At 40.1% G+C, this 22,290-nt stretch carries 20 protein-coding genes; 6 read left to right on the plus strand and 14 right to left on the minus strand.

Features of this window, described 5'->3' with window-relative positions:
• Window positions 1-144 precede the first annotated feature (144 nt).
• Both GARC_RS14325 and GARC_RS14330 read right to left on the minus strand, forming a co-directional pair.
• Window positions 145-483 (minus strand): putative quinol monooxygenase, encoded by a 339-nt coding sequence (locus GARC_RS14325; RefSeq protein ID WP_039989718.1) that lies wholly within the window; start codon window positions 481-483, stop codon window positions 145-147.
• A gap of 483 nt (window positions 484-966) precedes the next feature.
• Window positions 967-1,626, minus strand: coding sequence for a PEP-CTERM sorting domain-containing protein (locus GARC_RS14330; RefSeq protein WP_007621362.1), 660 nt, complete (start codon window positions 1,624-1,626; stop codon window positions 967-969).
• A gap of 237 nt (window positions 1,627-1,863) precedes the next feature.
• On the opposite strand from GARC_RS14330, the gene GARC_RS14335 reads away from it, so the two are divergent.
• Window positions 1,864-2,379, plus strand: a complete 516-nt coding sequence (locus tag GARC_RS14335) for a hypothetical protein (RefSeq protein WP_039989738.1) — start codon at window positions 1,864-1,866, stop codon at window positions 2,377-2,379.
• Between the two features lie 89 nt (window positions 2,380-2,468).
• Here GARC_RS14335 and GARC_RS14340 read toward each other — a convergent pair whose 3' ends face one another.
• On the minus strand, window positions 2,469-3,605 hold the full coding sequence (locus tag GARC_RS14340) for an aminotransferase class V-fold PLP-dependent enzyme (protein ID WP_007621365.1): 1,137 nt from the start codon (window positions 3,603-3,605) through the stop codon (window positions 2,469-2,471).
• Entirely contained in the window at window positions 3,602-4,780 is a 1,179-nt protein-coding gene (locus GARC_RS14345) for a PrnB family protein (protein WP_007621366.1), read from the minus strand. The genes GARC_RS14340 and GARC_RS14345 overlap by 4 nt, the downstream gene beginning before the upstream one ends.
• Window positions 4,781-5,514: 734 nt before the next feature.
• Here GARC_RS14345 and GARC_RS14350 point away from each other — a divergent pair.
• A complete protein-coding gene (locus GARC_RS14350) occupies window positions 5,515-6,210 on the plus strand; it encodes a substrate-binding periplasmic protein (protein WP_161603934.1) in 696 nt (231 codons plus the stop codon).
• A gap of 106 nt (window positions 6,211-6,316) precedes the next feature.
• Here GARC_RS14350 and GARC_RS14355 read toward each other — a convergent pair whose 3' ends face one another.
• Together GARC_RS14355 and GARC_RS14360 are read right to left on the minus strand one after the other, a co-directional pair.
• Window positions 6,317-6,730, minus strand: coding sequence for a GNAT family N-acetyltransferase (locus GARC_RS14355; RefSeq protein ID WP_007621368.1), 414 nt, complete (start codon window positions 6,728-6,730; stop codon window positions 6,317-6,319).
• A gap of 228 nt (window positions 6,731-6,958) precedes the next feature.
• Window positions 6,959-7,252, minus strand: a complete 294-nt coding sequence (locus GARC_RS14360; protein WP_007621370.1) for a hypothetical protein — start codon at window positions 7,250-7,252, stop codon at window positions 6,959-6,961.
• Window positions 7,253-7,586: 334 nt separating this feature from the next.
• On the opposite strand from GARC_RS14360, the gene GARC_RS14365 reads away from it, so the two are divergent.
• Window positions 7,587-9,236: a class I adenylate-forming enzyme family protein gene (locus GARC_RS14365; protein WP_226989165.1), complete on the plus strand. Its 1,650-nt coding sequence runs from the start codon at window positions 7,587-7,589 to the stop codon at window positions 9,234-9,236.
• A gap of 108 nt (window positions 9,237-9,344) precedes the next feature.
• A complete protein-coding gene (locus tag GARC_RS27735) occupies window positions 9,345-9,557 on the plus strand; it encodes an NIPSNAP family protein (protein WP_007621376.1) in 213 nt (70 codons plus the stop codon).
• An 11-nt stretch (window positions 9,558-9,568) separates the two neighbouring features.
• Here GARC_RS27735 and GARC_RS14375 read toward each other — a convergent pair whose 3' ends face one another.
• The 4 genes from GARC_RS14375 to GARC_RS14390 all read right to left on the minus strand — a co-directional run bounded on the left by GARC_RS14375 (window position 9,569) and on the right by GARC_RS14390 (window position 13,808).
• Window positions 9,569-11,125, minus strand: a complete 1,557-nt coding sequence (locus GARC_RS14375) for a polyamine aminopropyltransferase (protein ID WP_007621378.1) — start codon at window positions 11,123-11,125, stop codon at window positions 9,569-9,571.
• Window position 11,126: 1 nt separating this feature from the next.
• A complete protein-coding gene (gene speD / locus GARC_RS14380; RefSeq protein ID WP_007621388.1) occupies window positions 11,127-11,510 on the minus strand; it encodes an adenosylmethionine decarboxylase in 384 nt (127 codons plus the stop codon).
• A 137-nt stretch (window positions 11,511-11,647) separates the two neighbouring features.
• The gene (locus GARC_RS14385; protein ID WP_007621390.1) at window positions 11,648-12,466 is read right to left on the minus strand and encodes a phytanoyl-CoA dioxygenase family protein; all 819 of its coding nucleotides are present in this window, start codon (window positions 12,464-12,466) and stop codon (window positions 11,648-11,650) included.
• 82 nt (window positions 12,467-12,548) lie between these two features.
• Complete coding sequence (locus GARC_RS14390) at window positions 12,549-13,808, minus strand: DEAD/DEAH box helicase (RefSeq protein ID WP_007621398.1); 1,260 nt, start codon at window positions 13,806-13,808, stop codon at window positions 12,549-12,551.
• 329 nt (window positions 13,809-14,137) lie between these two features.
• Here GARC_RS14390 and GARC_RS14395 point away from each other — a divergent pair, with 329 nt between their 5' ends.
• Entirely contained in the window at window positions 14,138-15,478 is a 1,341-nt protein-coding gene (locus GARC_RS14395; RefSeq protein WP_007621399.1) for a magnesium transporter, read from the plus strand.
• 146 nt (window positions 15,479-15,624) lie between these two features.
• Here the strand turns inward: GARC_RS14395 and GARC_RS14400 are convergent, their stop codons facing one another.
• The 4 genes from GARC_RS14400 to GARC_RS14415 form a co-directional block, all read right to left on the minus strand.
• A complete protein-coding gene (locus tag GARC_RS14400) occupies window positions 15,625-15,936 on the minus strand; it encodes a hypothetical protein (protein WP_007621400.1) in 312 nt (103 codons plus the stop codon).
• A 37-nt stretch (window positions 15,937-15,973) separates the two neighbouring features.
• Window positions 15,974-16,633, minus strand: a complete 660-nt coding sequence (locus tag GARC_RS14405; protein ID WP_007621401.1) for a hypothetical protein — start codon at window positions 16,631-16,633, stop codon at window positions 15,974-15,976.
• Window positions 16,634-16,837: 204 nt separating this feature from the next.
• Window positions 16,838-18,985 carry a penicillin acylase family protein gene (locus GARC_RS14410; RefSeq protein ID WP_007621402.1) on the minus strand — a complete coding sequence of 716 codons (2,148 nt, stop codon included), beginning with the start codon at window positions 18,983-18,985 and terminating at the stop codon, window positions 16,838-16,840.
• A 338-nt stretch (window positions 18,986-19,323) separates the two neighbouring features.
• Window positions 19,324-20,928, minus strand: a complete 1,605-nt coding sequence (locus GARC_RS14415) for a methyl-accepting chemotaxis protein (RefSeq protein ID WP_081587559.1) — start codon at window positions 20,926-20,928, stop codon at window positions 19,324-19,326.
• A gap of 333 nt (window positions 20,929-21,261) precedes the next feature.
• Here GARC_RS14415 and GARC_RS14420 point away from each other — a divergent pair, with 333 nt between their 5' ends.
• On the plus strand, window positions 21,262-22,044 hold the full coding sequence (locus GARC_RS14420; RefSeq protein ID WP_007621404.1) for an SDR family oxidoreductase: 783 nt from the start codon (window positions 21,262-21,264) through the stop codon (window positions 22,042-22,044).
• The last annotated feature ends 246 nt before the right edge of the window (window positions 22,045-22,290 follow it).

The raw sequence follows: 22,290 nt of genomic DNA on the forward strand, positions 1-22,290 counted from the left end.
TGGGCACATCACGGCCATAATAATTTAGTCGCTTTGAGCCAGTTTCAGGCCGTCACTGATTGATTTATTTGTAACTCAGTTAAAATGATTTTTACTTTTTTATTGCTCCGCAGATCACACCATACGGCTTAAAAAAGTAGTTGCTTAGTGAATGGTTTGTTGGGCGGTAGACTTTTTGGTGGCGACAGCAACTTCCTCTTTCTGGGCAAAATAACTGCGGGTAATGATTGGCTTCTCTAAATGCTGGATCAGTTTGCTCATAAAATCATCCATGTGCTCGGTCTGGTAGTGACCTTGAAGGCTCTCGGCGTTTTCCCATTCCTGTAACAAAATGATTTGATTAGAATCGGTGATACCTTCGAAGTATTCATAGCTGATGCAGCCTTGTTCTTTTCTGCACAGCAGAACCATGTTCTTCATTAAATCAATCACTTCTGACTTCGATTTGCTTAACAAATGGAATGTGTTTTGAACAATTATCATATTTAGGAGCCACGTGGTGAAATTAACGTTCGATAACATCAATTGAGTTAATTGCTGTTTCCAATATAGATACTAAACGTACAGTTGTTGAAAAAACAGTAGCGAAAAAATCTATAAAGACATATGTGGTGCTTTTTAAGCAAAACTCAATCTGCGGGAGTCGCTGATTCATTAAAAAACCAACGGCCTTTTCTGGCACATAACCGGAATTCAATGTGGGTAAAAAACAGTAGTAGATAGATAAAACCCAAACACTAAAGCTACTAATAACAGAGAACTCAAAGCACTTCGCTGCATAGAAGTACAGATTGATATTTACGTTTTTTTCTCTGTGCCCTCCTATTCCTCTGGGTTAATATCTTTTTATCTTTTAACTACAATGAAATGAATTGCTCAAATCTAGTGAAATAAATAACCAAGGAATTAAATGTATTTAAAGCCCGCTATGAAAGCAGGCTTTTTAGCAACTGGATAAAATTAACTTTAAGCTGATTTACGTTTCACGAACATTAACCCGCACAGCCCTAACCCCAATAAAACTAGACTTCCTGGTTCTGGAACAGCAGTCGATCGCATGGCGATAATGATATCGTCATAGTCAGCATCAGAACTGTTGTGGTGGTTATCGTTAAAGCCCACAATAATATCGCCTACAAAAAGCGATAAGCTGCGATTACCCGATAGATAAGTAAGTGTAGTGTTTTGCGTTAAACGGAATAATTTAAAGCCGGGGTCATTGGAGGCCCCAAAATTATCCAGAGCAACATTCCAAGGACCATTCGAATCTTCGAAAAATAGATTTTCTGTATCAAAGTTAACTGTATCCCAAACACCCCAATTATTTGTGTTGGCAGTAGAGAATGTTAATAAGGAATCTAACGATCCCACACCTGCACTAGCGGTCTTATCAATATCATTGGTATTGCCCGACTCTCGTCCTATGGCGGTGAACATCCACTCTCCGTTAAAATCTAACCTAGACACCGAAGTTTCAATTCCCGGGAAAGCACCATTCGCTAAAAATCCGTTAATATTATCGCCATTCCAGCCACTAGGACCAATGAGTCCAGCCATAGAGTTAGGTACAAAAACCATCTGAGTGATGAATACTAATACCATTAATTTTACATTTAAAAATTTCATTAATTCTTACTCCATGAATTCTTAGTTAGCTAGGAGCATTTAAATACTCACTCGCGATTGTGCAAATAATACCCACCTAAAAATTCAGAAAATATGGCTAAACTGTCCATTATTAAAAAGTGAACAGCTATATTTCTATTTTTGATATCTAACCTATGCAAGTCTTTGGTCTTTCAACACTTTTCTTTACTCAGCTTTGTTGGTAATTTGTGAGAAATTGGGCAGGGAAATATTGTGGTGTCTGAACTTAATAGCAGTGAACATGAAAAAATAGTGTTAGAGCATCAGGCTGCAAAACTCTTTATGCGTTGGTATGAGCACGAAACAGGCCATGCAATCCGCCACCTTTGGCATAACCGCCCTTCTAAACCCGATGTGTCTTGTCGTTTTGAAGGGGAACGCTTAGATTTGGAAGTGGCGCATCTTTACGGCAGTGAGCAAGAAGCCATGCAGATATTGAAACGGGAATTAAGTGACAAGACCCGTCAAGAACTGCAAGAATTAGAAAATAATACTGAGCCTGGATCTCGTCTGTTAACTGCGCTAAACCGAATTCTGTTTAATAAATCCTTTAAACATTATAAGACCAAGCGAGTTTGGCTGGTTATCCGTAATGCTCATCCTGCTTGGAGTAAAACCCAGATCCAAGCTCTACAACATTGTATCACTGTGCCCGCTACCCACCCCTTTGAACAAATTTGGATAGTAGGTGACTGGGACGGTAAAAGCGGCATAGTGCAGCTCTTTCCCTAATGCAGATGAAGCTCTAATTAAAGAAGGGGTTATTTATAAACTTATTAAGTGTGTTATAGGCAATAAAAAATCTCAACGCTCCTATCGAATTAACAGGCTTTATTTATCACATCAATCATATGCACTATATCGTCTTCGTCATTATAGATATGCGGGGAAACACGGATCCCTAAACTACGGGCATCTACCCCTATATGAGCGGCCTTTAATGCATTGAGCACAACGTCTTGGGCATCGCCAAACTGCAATATAGCGGTGCCACTGCATTTATTGGCCTCTTTAGGTGACACAATTTGCGCCCCAAACGCTTTATGCAGCAAGGTTAAAAGCCTCAGATTATGCCGTCTAGCTAAGCCTGTGGGTATTTGATTAGCATAATTGATACTATGGGCCGCTAAAATAAAGGGAGCCACTGAAGGCGTACCACCCCAAAATCTTAATGCCCCTTGGTGGTAGCGAAAATCATGTATATTAAATTCAAAGGGATTTTCATGAGAAAACCAACCAACGTCTTTAGGTTTACAATCATCAATATGTTTAGGATGTACCCATAAATAAGCGGCTCCAGGGCCTGAGCATAACCATTTAACTGATGACCCAATCATAAAGTCGGCAGCTGTTTCGGTAAGATCTAAGGAGATTACTCCTGCTGATTGAGCCACATCTATTAGGGTAAATATACCCTGCTGTTTCGAGCGTTCGACTATGGATTTTACTGGCGGCTGTTGCCCAGAGTTTGAATACACTTGGCTGATAAACACCAAATCTATGTCTTGGCTTAAGTGTTTTTCCCACACATCTAAGCATGTAATATCTAACTCTTTAGGGATAAAACAAATTTCACATTCAGGTAACGCATGACGTAATGCAAACCCCATGCTAGGGAAGTCTTGTTCACTCATCAGTAACTTAGCGGATGGCTTGGTCAATCTTGGATGTGACATAACCAGCTTAGATAGAGCGCTGGATAAATTAGCCTGAGGGCAAAAATTCTCAGGGGCATGATTGAAGAGTTGTCCTAAAGCAGACTGAAATGTTTCGATGCTCTGCAGCCATTGTTGCCAAGGCTCAGAACTCTGCGTTTGCCACGGACTAAAAAAGCCATCAGAAAACGCCTGTTGCGCGCTTTTTAAGGGGCGTCCAACCGAGTGATTTAATAGATAACAGCCTTTATTTGGAAGACAAAAATCGTCTTTATAGTTTTGGGTAGCTAAAGCAACTGTCATTTAAGGCTAGCCTTAAGACTATTAAGATCTTCAAAACGAGTCAGAATATCGCTACGTTCATTTGCCATGCGTTTATCTTTAAGTTTTTCTAATCCACTCAGTAAAGCCGCAAGGGGCGGACCACTAGCTGTCACTGTTTTTAAGTGAGCTTGCGAGAGGTCAGTCGACGGCTGAGTAATATATTTATTAACTAGTTGTTCATGGTGCTGATTGGCTGTTTCACCATGTAATTCACAAGCGATTAAAAATTGTTTTAAGTTAGCTTGATACCAGTCTTGATCGGAGCAATCTTTAGCAATGAGAAAATCGTTCATTATACTTTCGCGGCGCATACAGTCGCGCAATAAAGTTTGATCTTCGGGCATCATGTAGAGAAATTTATCCACTAACAGCTGAGAATAATTGGGATCATTTGCCATACACAAGCCAAGCTGCATATCGATAACATTGATCCCTGCAAAATCCCCAGCATTGGCACCGCGAAAAACCTGGGAGCCAACACGGTAAGGTTTATAGTAAGGACGAACACAATAGAAAAAGCGCGTAGCATCTAAGCGTTCAAACAATATAGCATTAGAATCGATCACTTCTTGCAACGCCTTTTGGCAAGTCACCAGTAAATCATGGCTGATAGGATGGGAGATCCCCAACGGCTGAATTTTTAATAGTGCATCTGCAGCTCGTTTATAAGCCAAAATACCGCGGGTATTAAAATCCAAAAACAGTTTTTCATCTTTTAAGCTGGTAAAGCGCTTATAGATACCGTTTTGGGCACTGTTATGGGTGGTTAAATGGGCAGTAGCGAAACGTGGTGTCACCCCAATAGAAGCGCCAATATGCATGGCTAGCGCGGATGCTTCAACTAAGGGTGATTGAGTCTCTCGACTCGGTTCAGTAATTTCGTGACGACGACATGCGGCCATATACAGGCCCACATTCCCTAAAAGATCAAAAGCACTGTCAAATCCCTGATCGGTATTACCCTCAGCTAATAATTCTTTTATTAAATCTCGCCCTTCCCTTTCCAATTGCTGTTTAATGTCATCACCAATTCCCGCAACATTAGACTTGTCTTCTTGTTCAAAATAAAGCGTTTCCAGTTCATCATTAAGCTGCACAAAATCGCTACGGATCCAGCTATCGAAAGCCTGTGTTTTTGGCGTCAGTAATTTCATATTTTCCCATTTATAATATTTATTTTCCCTTTATGTCATGCAACCTTGGGAATAGAGAAATATGGTGCCAATAATTATGAAAATAAGCAAGTTAACCGCAGCGATAGCAGAGCGTAGATTTATCTGGAAGCGTAAATTACAAATTACGCTTACTCTCATTAAAAATTAATCAATTATGTGAAAATATTTTCACTAGAAGTATAGTGATACTTATCTTATAGACAACCTCACTACTTTGTCCCTTTTACGGCTCAATTTTTTGTAGACTAAGAATTAAATATGCAGCTATGCTAATTTACCCAAACACCTCGAAAACCTTCATTCTCTAGCGTTATAAAGCAAAACCATGACCAGAAAAATATTATCTATAAATGTCAAAAGACATAAAGAACCTAAACCAGTTGAAGGGTTAGTCAAAGATGGATCTCAAGTTGACCCTCCAAAGCTTTTTTAACCGCGTAGCGGTTAAAAGCCTGCATTTGGAATATTTCGATAACATCTTACCGATCCAACGGTGATAATTTTGAGAACTTCATTCTGAGCGGCCTCTCCTGCATTCATTTACCTATTTATCCTAGCGCTCAATACATCCTGCTATACTCCTTGCCAATCGACAACTGATTTACAATTCTGGTATATTTACAATATTAGCAAATTGTGTTTATGTGGAATAAAACGTTTAAAAAATTCAAAGGGACGTTATGCCAAAGCGCATTTTTTTTGCCATTATACTGATGGCGACATCTATTGTTAGCACTGGTAAAAACTTGGTTTTTTCAACTGGAGTAGATACTTTAGAACAAGAAGTTTCTGGCAAAGTCATTCATGAAGCCTACCAACAAATAGCGCTTAAAGTTGACATATTAAGCTACCCGAATATGCGTTCGCTAGTGAAATCTAATAATGGTGAAGTTGATGGCGAATTAGCAAGAATTGGTCACATCAATCAGCGATTTAAAAATTTATTACAAGTGCCTGTTGTCATTAATCATATTGACGGGTATGCGTTTTCAGCAAAATACAACTTGCAAGTGTCGGATTGGGAAAGTCTAAGAGAGTATGAATTAGTTTGTGTTAGAGGCTTGCTATTCGTTGAACAAAACCTGAGCCAAAGAAATATTCCATGTTATCAAGTATCGACATATTCACAGGCTATAAACTTGCTAAAAATAGGGCGTTTTGATATCGCTGTCTTACCAGAAATCACTGCGATTAGCATAATAAAAAAGAATAAGGCTAAGAATGTTTATATTCAGGGAAATCGTCTTATTAGAGTTGATTTATTTCACTATTTGCATAAAAAAAACATACCTATTTTACCAAAAATCACCGCTGTTTTACAAAAGATGAAAACCAGTGGGCGAATTGAGGAAATTCGGACAGAATATACCTTACAACAAAGCAGTAAGGCAGCTTCTGTTGAGAACTGAAAAATAATAAAATTTTAAGTCCTATTGTAATTCAGTCAAACATTCTGATTCTTTCGGTATAATCTACAACGAATATATTTGTTAATCTCATACCATTAATCTCAGATTATAATTCTTTGACCATAAAATACTTACAACCCGTTTTAGGATAATCCTGCTGAATCCATTGGGTTTTATAACCGTGTTTTTCGTAAAACGGCATAGCTTGAAAATTAAGTGTGTCTAAAAGACATTTTTTACATCCACGCTTCTTAGCTGACTCTTCAATTTCTTTTAATATTTTACTACCTACTTTTTGCCCACGTAACTCATCTGAAACCCACAATGTATTTAATAATAACCAATTACCAAATGTACGAGCTGCTGCACCAGCAATAACATCACCCTGGTCATTCTTTATTTGCACTGCTAAGGGAACTCGTTTGTTAACTTCCCAATTTTCCCAATTAAAATCTGCTATTTTTGTATCTAGAAAATCTATCAACTCTTGTTCAGGGTTGTCTAATACTTCAATTTTCATAAATATTCCGATTTACCTGACGTTAAAAATGCACAGTTCACCCTGACACTTATTCAATATATTTAGATTCATATTGACCATATTTACAAAAGCTCAATTTTTGTTCCTTTAGATTATCATTAATGACAATAAGTAGCTCCGCACCCATTGAAAAGTTAATTTAATCATTGAGTTTTCTGTACATAACGCGCTTGGTTATGCTCCGGTTTCAGCTCGTAGCTAAAAACACTAATTCCTGCGCCAAACGCAATACAATTCAATATTGCGTTTTAGTTCTTCCAAATTAGATAATTGGCCTTCTTCGACCGTTTTATCAAGCTGATATTTAGCATCTTCACATTTTTCACCAAAAGCATATTTGCTGTCATTTTTTTTAAGTTCAGTTGGATCCGAAGCCACCACTCTTGACTGTGCACAACCACTCAACCCCAACACTAAAAGACTGGTTACCAACAACACATTACCCATAAAAACCCTTAATGACACAAAGTAAACATCAGACAACAACTGATTAAAATTCATTTTGATTTGAGTAAACCAAATTACGCTGACAGCTTAGGTAATTCAATCAAATATTTAAGGGCATTTGAGAATAGGTACAAAGGATGACTTGCTAAGTCTCTATTTAGATCTAGTTGCTGCAGCATCTAGTTTTTTCATCAGATAACCTTGGAATTCAGTACATTTTTTAAGTTGATAGTTGCCTATAAACCTAATAAAAGCACTAGACGCCTTGTACATAACCTGACACATTTACATATATAAGTTATTGAAACGCCTAGACATCAATTTTCAAGTATTGACTGTCCGCTGATTTAGCGTTGTCTTTAATTTTCATTCAACGGATAAGGAACGCATGATGAATTTTCCATGGTTAGCTCACTACGAATCGTTAGGCATTATCACCCCTGAGTTTGAAGATAGACCCTTTGGTAGCTTCATAGAGGAGCATGCCCTTAATCAGCCTGAAGCCATTGCTATGTGGTATATAGCACGGGGGATTAGCTACGCAGAATACAATAAACAAGCGAACCGCCTAGCCAATGCCTTGGGTAAATTGGGTGTTAAAAAAGGCGATGTTGTTGGTATTCACCTGCCTAATATCCCGCAATATCCAATTATGCTGGCGGCAATCAGTAAGATAGGTGCAATAGGTTCGGGGGTTTCGCCACTATTAGCTCCTCCAGAAGTGGCATATCAAATTCAAGACGCTGGCATTAAAGTCATTATCACCTTAAGCGAACTCTCTTTAGCCCTAACAAATATGCCTGAAACTCCAGATTGCTTAGAATATGTAATTGTAACAGGGGCGGCAGATCTACTAGCGCCAACAGATTTTGATCTTCCAGAAATTAAACATTGTGAAGTATTACCTTTTTTACGGCTCACTCAAGCGGCATCAGATGAATATAGACAAACCGATATCCATTGGAACGATACCTTTATGATCCAATATACCGGTGGAACCACAGGCAAACCTAAGGGCGCGATGTTGTCCCATCGAAATGTTATGCATAATACTTCTCAATCCATGGCAGTAAATCCATTTGAGGGAAGCCAAGAGACACTATTAAGCGCGTTTCCGATGTTCCATATTGCTGGACTCGCTAATGCTATTGCCTCAGCAATCTATGGTGGTCTGATGATCTTAGTGCCAAATCCAAGGGACACTGATTTTATTTGCGCACAACTTCAAAAACATCCTGCAAACGTATTGATAGGTGTTCCGGCACTATACGACTTGTTAGTTGCAAACCCAGCATTTAGCACCCTAGATTTTTCTAATCTAAGAGTAGCAGTATCAGGAGCCGCCCCACTCACTCGCGGAAGTTACGACGCAATTTCAGCGGTTATTGGCACAAATAAAATATCTGATGCCTTTGGCATGACCGAAACGGCACCTTGCTACACTGCCAATCCACCTAAGCGATACAAACTTGGCTCAATCGGCTTTCCTGTACCAAATGCAAAGGTGCGTATTCGCGATGTTGAAACGGGTACTCAAGACATGCCCTACGGCGAAGCAGGAGAGATTATTTGTACTGGCCCACAAGTTATGAAAGGCTATTTGAACTTGCCGAACGAATCGGCCAAAGCACTGCGAGAGATAGACGGCGAGCGTTGGATGTTTTCTGGCGATGTGGGTTACATGGACGAAGAAGGTTACATTTTCCTTTGTGATCGCGCTAAAGATATGTTGATTGTTGGCGGTTTTAAAGTGTTCTCAGTCGAAGTAGAAGATAAACTTTCCGCTATACCTGAAATTGCGGCTTGTGCGGTAATAGGTAGCGAAGATAAAGCCCGTCCAGGCAATGATATTGTTAATTTGTATGTTGAGTTATCCTCCAATTATAAGGAAGCGGATCACAACACAGTAAAAGATAAAATATTAACATTTTGCCATGGATCAATGGCTGCCTTTAAAACACCAAAACATATTCATATTATCGACACCATACCACTCACACCAGTCGGGAAAATTGATAAAAAAGCGTTACGTCAGTGATATTTGCAGGTAAATCTCGCTGAGAGGTCACTTCATCAATGGGATTGTTATAAATTAAAAGATGTCATTTAAATAGCCAACTTTCTACTATTAGAATCATAGTGATTAATGCAGGTTACTGGATCCCAACTAAAGAAAAAAAACACCTTAATTTATATAATTTCTCATGCAAGCAAACAACAGACTGATAAAAACTGGCAGTTCTTTATTGCTGATCCTTTATGGAAAAAGGTATATGCCGCATCTCGCGAAAATGGACCAATTGTAAAAAATCTAACGTCCGAATATTTAACCGCAACAAATTTTTCGCCATTAAAATAATTCAGGTGTTTTTAGTCACTAAAATAGCGCCAACTATTTAGGTAATAATCGAGTACGACAGGTTTATCAATTTGATTTATTTCAACCGCTATTTCTTGAATATCTTTTGCAAAAACAAACATAGATAAGATAGTTTCTTGGCTTAAAAATAGACTATCGTCTAGGGAACGTTTAGGTACTAAACTTATAGGTTGCAGGCCGCTTAGTACAAAGCCCCAATCACCAAAAGACGGCACATTAGTATGGTACGGATAGGTGTAATCAAATCCGGCTGCTTCTATGGTTTTTGCAATACTCCAAAATGCAGGTTTAACAAAAAACGGGCTAGTTGCTTGGGTCACCATAATGCCGTTAGAGCTTAAATTTTCTTTGGCTAATCGGTAGTACTGTTTACTATATAAACGAGAAAGTGAAATGGTATTGGGGTCGGGTAAATCGTTAATGATAAGATCAAAAGTTTGTTGGTTTTTCTCGAGAAAAACAAAAGCATCATCAATCACAACTTGTACTTTTTTATTCGTTAAACTGGCTAAGTTAATGTCTACTAGATGGGCATTATTTTTTGCTAATTCTGTCATTCGCGCATCTAAGTCAACTAATACAATTTCTTGAATTTCTGGATATTTAAGAAGTTCTCTTACCGCTAAACCGTCACCTGCGCCTAACACTAATACACGTTTGATGGGGTTATCCGCGTATGTCATAGGCACCATTACTAATGATTCATGGTATCGATATTCATCCACAGACGAAAACTGTAAAACACCATTTAAGTAAAGCCGCAGATCGTCTTTGCTTTTGGTCAGGGTTATTTTTTGATACGGGGTTTGTTCGCTATGCACAATACGCCCGTTGTAGAGCATTTGATCCCATTGCTTCAAGGCCTGACTAGAAAACACTAACATAACCAAAATAACTAAACTCATAGCGGCTGTTAAAAGTTGTAGTTTTTGGGCCGTTTTTCCGAGGGATTTTCTAAATGAATATAAAACCACTGCAGCAATGGACATATTAATAAGCCCAAACAACAATGATGATTGGTAAATGCCCATTACAGGTAAAAGAAAAAACGGAAATGCAATAGTTGCAATCAAAGCACCTAAATAATCGAAAGATAATATATTCGCAATGTTGGATTTAAGTGCCTGATAATTATCCATTAATCGGGTTAGGAATGGAATTTCTAACCCGATTAAAAAACCAATACATAAAGTGAGTACTACATAAGTTGGGTAGAATAATGCGGTGGTGGTATAGGTAAAATACAATAATGGGATACTCATACCACCGATGAGTCCGAGTAGGATTTCGGCAATCACAAATTTTTGTAATAGTTTGTCCGTAATGAATTTAGATAAATAAGAGCCAAAGCCCATTGCTGCCATATATAAGCCAATGGTAAGTGAGAAAAATTTCACACTGTCGCCCATAAAATAAGACACAGTGGTGGCAATCAGCAGTTCATAAATAATCGAGCATAAGCCAGCGATAAATGCGGCATAAATCAAAGTCGCGGATTGTTTATGCTTAGATGCTTCCTTAGTCAAATCTGTTTGAGCATTCGTCATATCAACTGGACTTATCTAGTAACGATGTTTTGTTTAATGAAGTGCCTCTATCAAACTCACGCACATCGACACTTTTGGGGTGTAAATATTTCTTGATAGGCGCTATGGCGAGTTCTGGATCGCAGTTACCACACATAAATATATCTACGGCGGCAAAGTGACTTTCTGGCCATGTATGAATGCTTATATGGGATTCGGCAAGTAACAACATGCCAGTAATGCCTTGTTCTTCTCCAAAACTGTGAAAGTTCTTTTGTAAGACCTTAGCGTCGCAAGCCTCTGCTGCTTCCAATAATGCTTTCTCAATGACACTCTTGTCACTTAGGTGAATTGCTTGATATAGGTCTAAAAGCAGGTGTTTCCCTGGGGTATAACTATTTTCCATAAAAAGTTTTTTTAAAATCTGACATTATTTAAGGGTACGCTGTTAGGTTAATTCGCTATTGTCTAGTTTCGTTACCACAGTAGCAAATAAATCTGCAAATTTTACTGCTCGTCCTTTTAGCCTAGTGAATTAGATCCTTAGTCTACTGCTCGGGGCAAGGCAACAAAACAATCACCTAACAAACGTTGCGGAATATTATCCTTGGCAACAAACCGCAATTCGACACTGGTTCGATTCGACTGCATTTCTTTTAACACATGAGTCCGATGCAGCGATGCACCACTAAAAATAACAGCATCACCCGCTTCCATCTGAGGTTTGAAAAATGAATCTGCGGAAAAACGATTGAAAATGTTGTTATCAGTCAATTCCTCTGGAAGTAGTAATGAACGAATATCCTGGGATACAAATTCCAATCCAGGAGCATCTACTCCGCACTCAGTTAAAGCAATCCAACAAGTAACAGTTGGTAACAGTGCTTCTGGTTCCTTTAGTGCACTAGCCGCCTTTAGAAAATCAAAACCCAAGGCTCCATCTTGATGCCAACCGTGCGCGGCATGTTTCAAAGGATAAAGGTGTAGAGCATACTGTCGGCGTATCCAAGCCTGATCCAAATCGCAAAGCACCTCGTTACTCCCCAACATCTTGCGGACAAAACAACCGGCAGTACCTCGCCCAATTTCAGCTAATAAGACGTCAACAAGGGCTTTATCATCAATAGCTCCGAGACTCACCGAGGAAGCATGGGGTAGATATTTGTATTCTTGGGGAAGGGGCGCTGCTACAGTATCCGTGTATTGGCTCACCATGAAGGCAGCGATATCTTGGTATGTATTCTGGGCTGCAGCAAATAAAGAACCAGTCATGCCACTAGTTAAAGCTTTCCTAGCGAGCTCTATTGCTGCTATTGGAGTTTCAACGAGTGTTTCAGAAGTCACATGTTCAGAGATATTCATAACCCTTTTAGCTCATTCTCAATACATTGGCATTAAAGCACAGTAAAATTAATATTTTCGTTTTTCACATTAACGATTTTGATTAGTTTCCGCCACGCCTACCACGGCCTTTAGATTGGCCTCGCCGCAGGGGCTTAGCATCAGCTTCAAAATTACCGTACAAATCTTCATCTGCTGATCCTGTTTCTGCCTGCTTGTTAGGCGCAAAACCTGAGATAATTTCACGCTCAAATTTACGTCCAATCAAAGCTTCAATAGACTTCAATTGTTTAGATTCATCCTCACTGAACAATGAAATCGCTAAGCCGAAAGTCCCCGCACGGCCAGTACGGCCAATACGATGCACATAGTCTTCTGGTACATAAGGCAGATCGAAGTTAACCACACAAGGTAATTGATTGACATCAATCCCCCTAGAGGCGATATCAGTAGCGACCAATATTTTCACATTGCCGTTTTTAAACCCATCTAAGGCCAATGTCCGCGCATGCTGAGTTCTATTAGCATGGATTGATGCAGCACTAATACCAGCCTTTTCCAGTACAGCGACTAAACTATCCGCTCCCTGCTTAGTGCGACTAAAAACCAAGACTTGTCGCCACTTATTCTTTTTAATCAGGTGGATCAACATCTCACCCTTACGGGATTTATCTACAGGATGTAATTTCTGCTTAACCTTCTCCACAGTGCTGTTTGCAGCAGCCACATCAATCAAAAGTGGACTATTTAACATACCTCTAGCAAGCGACTTGATCTCGTTAGAAAACGTTGCTGAAAACATCAAAGTTTGACGTGTCTTAGGCAGTAGCTTTTGAATATGGTGGATATCGTCAATAAACCCTAAATCCAACATGCGATCTGCCTCATCTAATACCAATATTTCAAGCTGATCAAAGTTAATCGCCTGTTGATTATAAAGATCAAGCAAACGACCAGGAGTAGCAACAAGCACGTCTACACCAGCTTGCAGCTCTGCTATCTGTGGCTCAATCCTCACCCCACCAAACACCGCCACAGAACGAATATTCATACGGCGGCTGTAATTTTTAACATTATCGGCAACCTGTGCAGCAAGCTCACGAGTTGGCGTAATAACTAACGCCCGCACACATTTGGCCTGCAAGGTAGGTGCATCCATGTTAGCGCCGCCTGACAATAACTGCACCACAGGTAAGGTAAACCCAGCCGTTTTACCGGTGCCAGTGTTTGCCACCGCCATTACGTCACGACCACTAAGCACCGCCGGAATAGCTTTAATCTGTATCGGAGATGGCTTGGTATAACCTTGTTCTGCAACAGTTTTTAACAGTTCTTCACATAAACCTAATGCACCAAATGACATAGATAAATATTCCTTGGATTGATTAACGAGGGTAGTTGCGCAGACACACATTGTAATGCAATCAAAGATTTAGAACCATTTAAGAGTATTTTCAATGATATTCTTGTCAATTCTACAGATATGCCATAAATAAGACATGGGCAATGGGTGAGTACAGTTGCTGTTTCAGGTCACCAAAAGAGCTAAGCCAACTCGTCAAAGCTTTGATAGAAAGTCAAAAACCTTATAGTTTTTAAATAACTTTCCGCCTCAGACTTGTGACTATTAGCCCCCTGCTCACGTCTAACGCCACACAATAAAATTAAGAATGATCATCCTGGAGCCAGAATATGTCAGAAGTTTTGCCCGACAGAATTGAAGAAGTGATAAGTCAGTCAGACTTGTATTCAGAAACAAGTGACACTGCAACAGTTCTCGCTCAGGCTGATGAAGTTGAGCTTGCTTTATTACTTGAATCTTTACCGATCCAAGAAAGAATTATTCTTTGGCAAACCATACCTGATCATAAAAAGCTCGATGTTTTAATTGAGATGCGTAGCGATCCTAGGGCCGTATTGGTTAGTGCTACTGAGCCAGAGCAATGGGATGTGTTGTTTACAGATATTGACGCTGAAGATTTGCTTGAATTAGCAGACTCTTTACCTCAAGAATTATTCGAACGCGCCTATACCGCCCTAGATAGACTTCAAAAACAGTACTATACCGAAGCAGACCAATACCCTGAGGAACAAATAGGTCATTGGATTTCCCATGACTATTTAGTTTTACCAATCAATGCCAAAGTGCGTGATGGATTACGATTAATTCGTCGTGAAATGCCTCGCCATACTGACGTGATATTTTTGATCAATCGTTCAGGTCATTTTTCTGAAGCTGTCCCTATCGCAAAATTACATGTATTACCTGAACATTTGCATTTAACCGATGTGTCATTAGATGATTTTCCGATCATTAGTGCGGTAGAAGAAGGACAACTGGTAGCCAAAGAAGTGTTGTTATCTGGCTTTGGTGCCCTGCCCGTTGTGGATGAAAATGAAAAACTCATTGGTCGAATTGATGTTACAACGGCAGCCGAACTGATGCAGGAATATTATGAAGGACAGATAATGGCCAGCGCCGGTATGGATGAAGACGAAGATTTATTCTCCCCCGTGCGTAAAAGCGCCAAAGGAAGAGCAATTTGGCTGGGTATCAACCTGCTAACCGCCTTTGTAGCCAGTGCCTTTATTGGCATGTTTGAAGCAACCATTCAACAAGTTGTCGCCTTAGCTGTCTTAATGCCAGTAGTGGCGAGTATGGGAGGTATTGCCGGTAGCCAAACATTAACACTCATTATTCGTGGTCTGGCCCTCAAGCAAGTCACCTCAGCCAACGTCGGAGCATTACTCTCTAAAGAATTTAAAGTAGGCGGTTTAAATGGAGTGATCTGGGCTGTGGTTATAGGTGTAGTTGCACTACTGTGGTTTAACGATCCTCTGTTAGGTTTGGTTATTGGGATCGCTATTTTTCTGAACATCATTGCAGCAGCATTGGCTGGAGTATTTGTGCCGGTGATCCTCGATAAATACAAAATTGACCCAGCACTTTCTGGCTCAGTTATATTAACCACAGTCACCGATATCGTTGGTTTTGTAGCATTTTTGGGCCTAGGAACTGTGTTTTTACTATAAGGGAGGATTTTTAGAGTAATTTAACAACATGGGTAAAGGAGCTTTTGTTTTAAAGTTAATTTTATAAAATATTATTAAAACTCTAGAGGTTCATTTTTCCAACATCTACAGCGCCACTTTTAGCATAATGGTATAGATCACTGATACTAAAAATCAGCATTTCTGGGAAAGAGAACCGACCAAGATTCTTTTGAACCCACTAACAAGCCCAAACCGTCTATAGAGGGCTTTTTGCACGGTATAGCATCTACCGCTTTGGCTACTACAATAGTTGCTGGTGAGAAGTATACTTTGAGCTGGCAGTGGACTTGCCTAGTAGATTCATGGCGAAAAAATACCGACATTTCATTTGAGCTGTTGATTTTCTTGTCTTGTGACAAAAAAACCGCCTTGATATGAGCTAATGCCTCGTCGGCCAACATGGGATCGCCAAGATTACTCGTAAACCAAATATTCATCTATATTCCAATTACTGACAACTGTATATCTCAATGTTTATAGACGGTTTTTTAACACGATTAAATATTGTTTCCTATTTATCAATTCGTCTAAATCACCTTCGAATGCTCCCAACTTTCCCAGGTTAGGAAAACTCAACTTTGCATTTAACAATGACAACGAACATAGCAGATTAAAATAATTGTAATACAAAATGATGCGTTGCAAAAAACTTGGCGTAACTGGTTGCATACCTATTTTTTGTGCGGTTCTAGCATTAATAATGTAGCTGGTAGCCTTAATTTTTATAGCATTGGGACAAGTTTTTTGGTATTCCTCAATAAGATTAATCAAGCCTTGAATATAGGCTCTATAAATCTGTTTTTTACGTTCTGATTTAGTGGTGTTTTTGTCTAACACATAGTAATAATCAAACAAAGTACCGCTATGCAATGTCAAAATTCCATTTTTCACAGTTTCACCTATTAGCAATGGCGAATAGTAATGTAGGCTGCCGCTTTTCACCCCTGATGGTACATCAATAAAAGGCGCGATAATTGATAGGGTGATTGAGAATGATAGAATCACAAGGAAACTAACGTCTAATAAAAAAAACATAACCCCGAGAATAATATTGCAGAGCATTGCAAAGGCTACAATTTTGCATTGAATGGCAAATTGTTGTTTTGTGGTTTTCGCAAAAAATCTATGTTTCATTCACTCTCCAATAATTCAGAACTTGGATGATTTTTCAAAATTATGCGCTAAACCCATTGAGATTCAAGAAAATATTCATAGACACTTGAGCAAATTGATAATGAAGATTTTGTTGCAAAGTTATTTTTAAAACATGGACAAATTTAGTAACACAGCCAAAACACTCATTGCAAAGTTACAATGAGTATCTTATTAAACGGCCGCTTAATACCCACCAATTCGCTTATCACTGGTTTTCTCAGCCATAAGTGTAGCCATATCTAAGGGTAGAGCCCGCTCTTTTTCAGACGCAAATATGGGTGCCTGATCATCATAGTGACTCGACGTAGCATCTAGGGTTGCGCTGCCAAAGTTGTGTATAGTGCGCGACGAAACTTTACCATCTGGTGCCCATTCAACAAACATAATGTAGCTGTCTCCGGCGGTTGCTTTTTGATAGCCCGCCTCTTCATCAAATTCACCATATACGGCTCGCAACACATCGGGAGCACCAGACAGTGGCCAACTTTTATCACCACGCACTAGCCGGTTGACTTCGCCCCATTTAGGGTCAATCCGACCAAAATGATGTTGCAAAAGAGTCAGTGATTTTTCAAAAACTTCGGTCAAATCGGGTTCTGGCTCCTCTCGCATCAACGCCATAACAAAGGGACTGCTAGTCAACACACCTAATGCTGCTATTCTACTTTCTGCATCAGTTGCTAAATCCCAACTTTGCAGAAGTTTTTGCCCTGCTTGCAGCTCACTTTCCGGTTCAAAAGACATGGCTAACAAGCGTTTTATCACATGGTCAACCACTGATCCCTCGGCGTAACGATTGTCATACTTATAGTTATGTAAATCTTCTCGGCTGATTGCTTCATCATCACCAAATAGTGCTTCGATGCGCAAAGCTCGATTGCTCACATTAGTCTGGATGCCCATTGATGACTCATAATCTTGGGGTTTAGGTTGGCCCTCACCCACTGACGAGTGATATGGGGAGTTGTTGGCATTATAGACAAAACCGGATGGAGGATTAACAGTGCTCGGCATGCGTTCAAAGGGATAATATCCCTGCCAAATAAGGTCTGATTGGTCACCTGGAACTAAACCAAGCCAATCTATGCTCGAAAACTTCTCACCTACTGGTCGCTTGGGCATCATCGCATTATAATAATGAGCAATATTGCCCTCTTTGTCTGCATACACATAATTAATGCTAGGCGAGGCGGTCATCGAAAGCGCCGCTTCAAAGTCAGCTTTGGTGCGCGCTTTGTTCATGGCTAACATCTCTTCGAGAGTACGCATTTCATCCATACCAGCCCAACGCAGTGCAAAAGCCCCTTTTTCTGTTTTGAAAACAGGACCATGAACAGAGCGATAAATAGCTTCGTGAAACGTCCAGCGGATCGGGCCCCAAAAAGTCACATCAATAGCAGCGTCTTTTACCTCAAAATTTCGCCATTGGTCGTCTAGTAAATATTGGTCCTCATTATTAGGATTAATCGTTAATTGATAGACATCCACCAAATCTGGTTTATTTACTGTGCTAGCCCAACCAAGTGTGGGGCCGTGGCCATGTAAAATAACCGGAGCCCCCGGAAAAGTACTGCCAGCCATGTCCCAACCTTGGTCTGTTTTTACCCGTGCTTCATACCAAGCAACTGGCCCGGTAAGGGGTTGATGAGAATTCACCAGCAGGCGTGTATAACCATCGTCGGAACGGGACGGTGCAATGGCAATTCCTTGGCTACCAAGATCAGGTTGAGGTGAGTCAGTGACTTGTAAGTACGCCAGTTTATCGAGCCCTGTACCGTATCGACCCTCGACAACAGCTGCAACCGCCTGATCAAAACCATAAAACAAAGGTGTTTTAAAAGTGAAGCCAGCAACAATATCTTTGGCTGTGACAGGCAACAATCCAGCAGCAATTTTGTCTGGGTTTTCAGAAGCATAATAGTTGACGCCATCCGCATAGGCCTGAGCATGATCACGGGTTTGCTGGTTAATGCGGCTCTCATAACCAGCATCGACCACATCCCACACCCCCATAAACTGAACCAAATAATCCGTTTTAGCAGCGTCTACCCCATGTAAGGTTGCGAGTTTGCCACGAGTAACCAGCAAAACATCCTGCATTGTTTCAAAATCATCTTCCCCATGAGCATAAGCCAGCCCGAAGGCTGCATCTACATCCCGAGCACCAAAGATATGTGGCACCGCATATTTGTCACGCACAATACGTACTTGGTATTTATCAGCAAGCATTTGATATTGTTGAGGATCTACTGAGCGAGGAGCGGTTGCCCAAAAGCCAATGTATATTGACGCTAATAATGCTGTGACAGCAATTAGTATTTTTTTACCCATAATGTTTCCCTATAACAGCGCACTCATTAAACTTTTGAGTTTTCTATACATCAAAAACTTATAACAGTTGCATGTTAGTGTTTTTTTTATAGGGGGTAGACTAAGTGCTATTTCTATTAAAAGCCAGATTACATTTTCTAGCTCTATTTTTCCAAATTCACACTTCGCTACATACAAAAGAACGGGGCAGGATCTGCAGCAGGAAACAAAGAAGAACCCCATCTTAGGGATAAACTTGTGGGATCACTTAAATCAACTAAGTCGAATGCGAGAGATCACCACTAATACTTAAATATTAGCCTAGGGACTGAAAAATCACCAAGCAGCGACATGTGGATCTAAAGCTTAAATTGCTCCAGAGTCTTAGATAAACTAGCGGCTAGCTGTGCCAATGAATCTGAAGCTTTAGAATTACTGGCATTTCCTTCGGATACTGAATCACCAAGGTGTTTAAAGGCTTGTACCTGCTCACGAACGTCAACCGAAATATTCTTAGAGTTGGCTGCTAATTGCGCCGATTCTTTACTGACTTTTACCAGTGACAAAATGCTTTTGCGTCCCGTTTCAAGTGTCTCAACCAAATCATTGGCCAGATCCACAGACTTTTTAGCTTTGCCTTGATTAGAGTCCATATTGGTAACAGCTGATTGAATGGAAACCACTATATTCTCCAACATAGTATTGATTTCATCAGTAGATTGTTGGGTACGGATAGCTAGAGTTCTGACTTCATCAGCTACCACCGCAAAACCTCTACCTGTCTCACCAGCTCTAGCCGCTTCGATGGCAGCATTTAGGGCCAACAAGTTAGTTTGAGAGGCAATATCAGCAATGGTTTTAACCACATTAGAGACTTGATTGCCGGCAGTTTGCAGAGACAGTAATTCCGCAGCGGTAATTTCAATATCATCTGCAAGCTCACCAATGCTACAGGCAGTTTCTTGCACTTTTTGCTGGCCTTGTGCCATGTTGTCAGCACCCTGTTTGGCTTCATCCGCCGCAGATTCAGAACATTCCAAACTTTGCTGCATGTCCTGCTCAAGTGTGGCCATTAGCTCTACAAGCGTCCCTATATCGGCTTGTAATTGTCCTACGGTTGCCCCCGATCGCTGCGTACTGGTCCCCAATTGTTTCACTGACTGATCAATGCTGCTGATAGCCTGATTAACATCGGCCATGCCAGATTGAAACATCCTAAGTAGACCATTTATGCTGCCAGCCATGCTCCCCACTTCTAAAGTTGAGTGAGCAGATAACGTTTTAGTTAAGTCTCTGTGACTTGAGAGTAAATCCAATTGTTTAGCCAATGACACTATAGGCTGAGCAATTTGTTTTTGGGATATCAGATATGCGCCCACAGCCACTAAAATTAGCACAGTCACTAACACTATAACTATGATAAAACTGGTATCCAGTTGCGTGTCAATCTCATCAACACTCTTGCCAGTTTCAATTGCAATAGTATCTCGCAGCTTATCCAATTCAACGGTTAGTTCACCAGCTTGCTGATCAAGAGCCATTAAATGTTCACGAGCTAAGTCCCAGTCAACATTGGATTGATTCATCACCTCGTACAACCTATTCAAGGCACCTTTAACCTTTCCAATGCTGTTATCAACCTTAGCTTTTGATGATGAACTTGCTAACTGCTTATTTGCAGTATCTAACTGTTGCTGCAATTGTTGTCTGTCAATTTGAAATTGCTCTGTAGAGAGTGTGGTGCCGTAGAGGGAATACCCTTTGAGTACTAATTCTTTAGAGGTCGTCTGCAAGATATTAATATTATTTAATGCAGGCAGGGTCTGCTGTACGAAACTCCCCACTTTACCCTGCACAAATTTGCTACTACTAGTTAGAATAATTGCAGCCACTAGAGTAACCAGTAAAATGGCGGCATAGCCAATCATTATCCTGATACGAATCGAACTAAACAGAGTGGGCATAGTATAGTGTCCTTTGTACAGTCAATATTATTAAGCTATCTAATAACGAGCATTGGAATTAATGTCAGTTAAGACAAGATCATGCCGTAATAATCACTAATTAGCTTGTTATAAAAAACAATAAGTAAGCAAAAGTCGAGTTAAAATTTCAAATTACGAAAAAAACTCCCATCGCAATTTATTAATACCCTACTGATTTTAACGTCATTAGGCACCACAAATCTTTTTCAACCTGCCCTACAGCTTTGTGACTAATAGATCATCACTCTAAAAAATATTCTTCACGGGGATTTCTTTGTTAAATTAATCCAATCAATTTAAGGAGAGAAATCAATGTTTGAAAATCTATTTTCTATGCAACAAAAAATCTGTGTTATTACCGGTGGTTATCGTGGTTTAGGTGCCTTTATGGCCCAAGGTTTTCTCGAGGCAGGTGCGAAGCGTGTTTACATCACTGGTCGCAAAGCTGCAGCCTGTATTGCTGCAGCTGAAGAACTCAGTAAATTTGGCGAATGTATTGCGTTGCCGGGCGATGCATCGACCACTGAGGGCTTAACTCAGTTAGTCCAAGAAATTAATAAACGTGAAGATCATATTGACGTCTTAGTAAACAACGCTGGAACGGCTTGGGCCGCTCCTTTTGGTGAGTTTCCTGAAAAGGGCTGGGACAAAATAATGGACATCAATGCTAAGAGCCCGTTTTTCCTAACCCAAGCATTGACGCCCCTACTAGCTAAAAATGCCAGTGCAAAAAACACCTCTACTGTGATTAACATAGGGTCCATCGCTGGGATTTTGGGCAATGCCTTGGATACCTTTAGTTATGCGGTATCAAAATCAGCCATTCATCAGGTAACAAGAATATTAGCAACTGAATTAGCAGCATCACATATTCGTGTCAATGCCATTGCGCCGGGACGTTTTTATTCAAAAATGACTGAATTTCTAAGTACCGACCAAGCAGCATTTGAAGAAGAACTGCAAACCATTCCAATGAAACGTTGGGGCGAACCAAGCGACATTGCAGGTGTTGCTATTATGTTGGCCAGTCAAGCTGGCGCTTTCATCACAGGACAAATTATTCCTGTAGATGGCGGTACTACCTTAACTAATTAACCATTCATGAAGTACCCATTGTAATTTTATTAACTATGCTGTGTCATACCAACAGATTTGCAATGGGTATACTAAGTAGAGAGTCCCTTTCAAGGGCTTTTTTCTATTTATCCGAAAACTGTTTCGCCAGTTAAAATACCTTAGCTGCTATTGCTGAACTACATTGCTAGGTATTTGTTGCAGATAGTGGCTAGCAAAACCCCCTTGATAAGTGTACACTTATCAAGCCTTTCTACTACACTCCTT

It is taken from the genome of Paraglaciecola arctica BSs20135 (genome assembly GCF_000314995.1).
GTDB classification, from domain to species: domain Bacteria; phylum Pseudomonadota; class Gammaproteobacteria; order Enterobacterales; family Alteromonadaceae; genus Paraglaciecola; species Paraglaciecola arctica.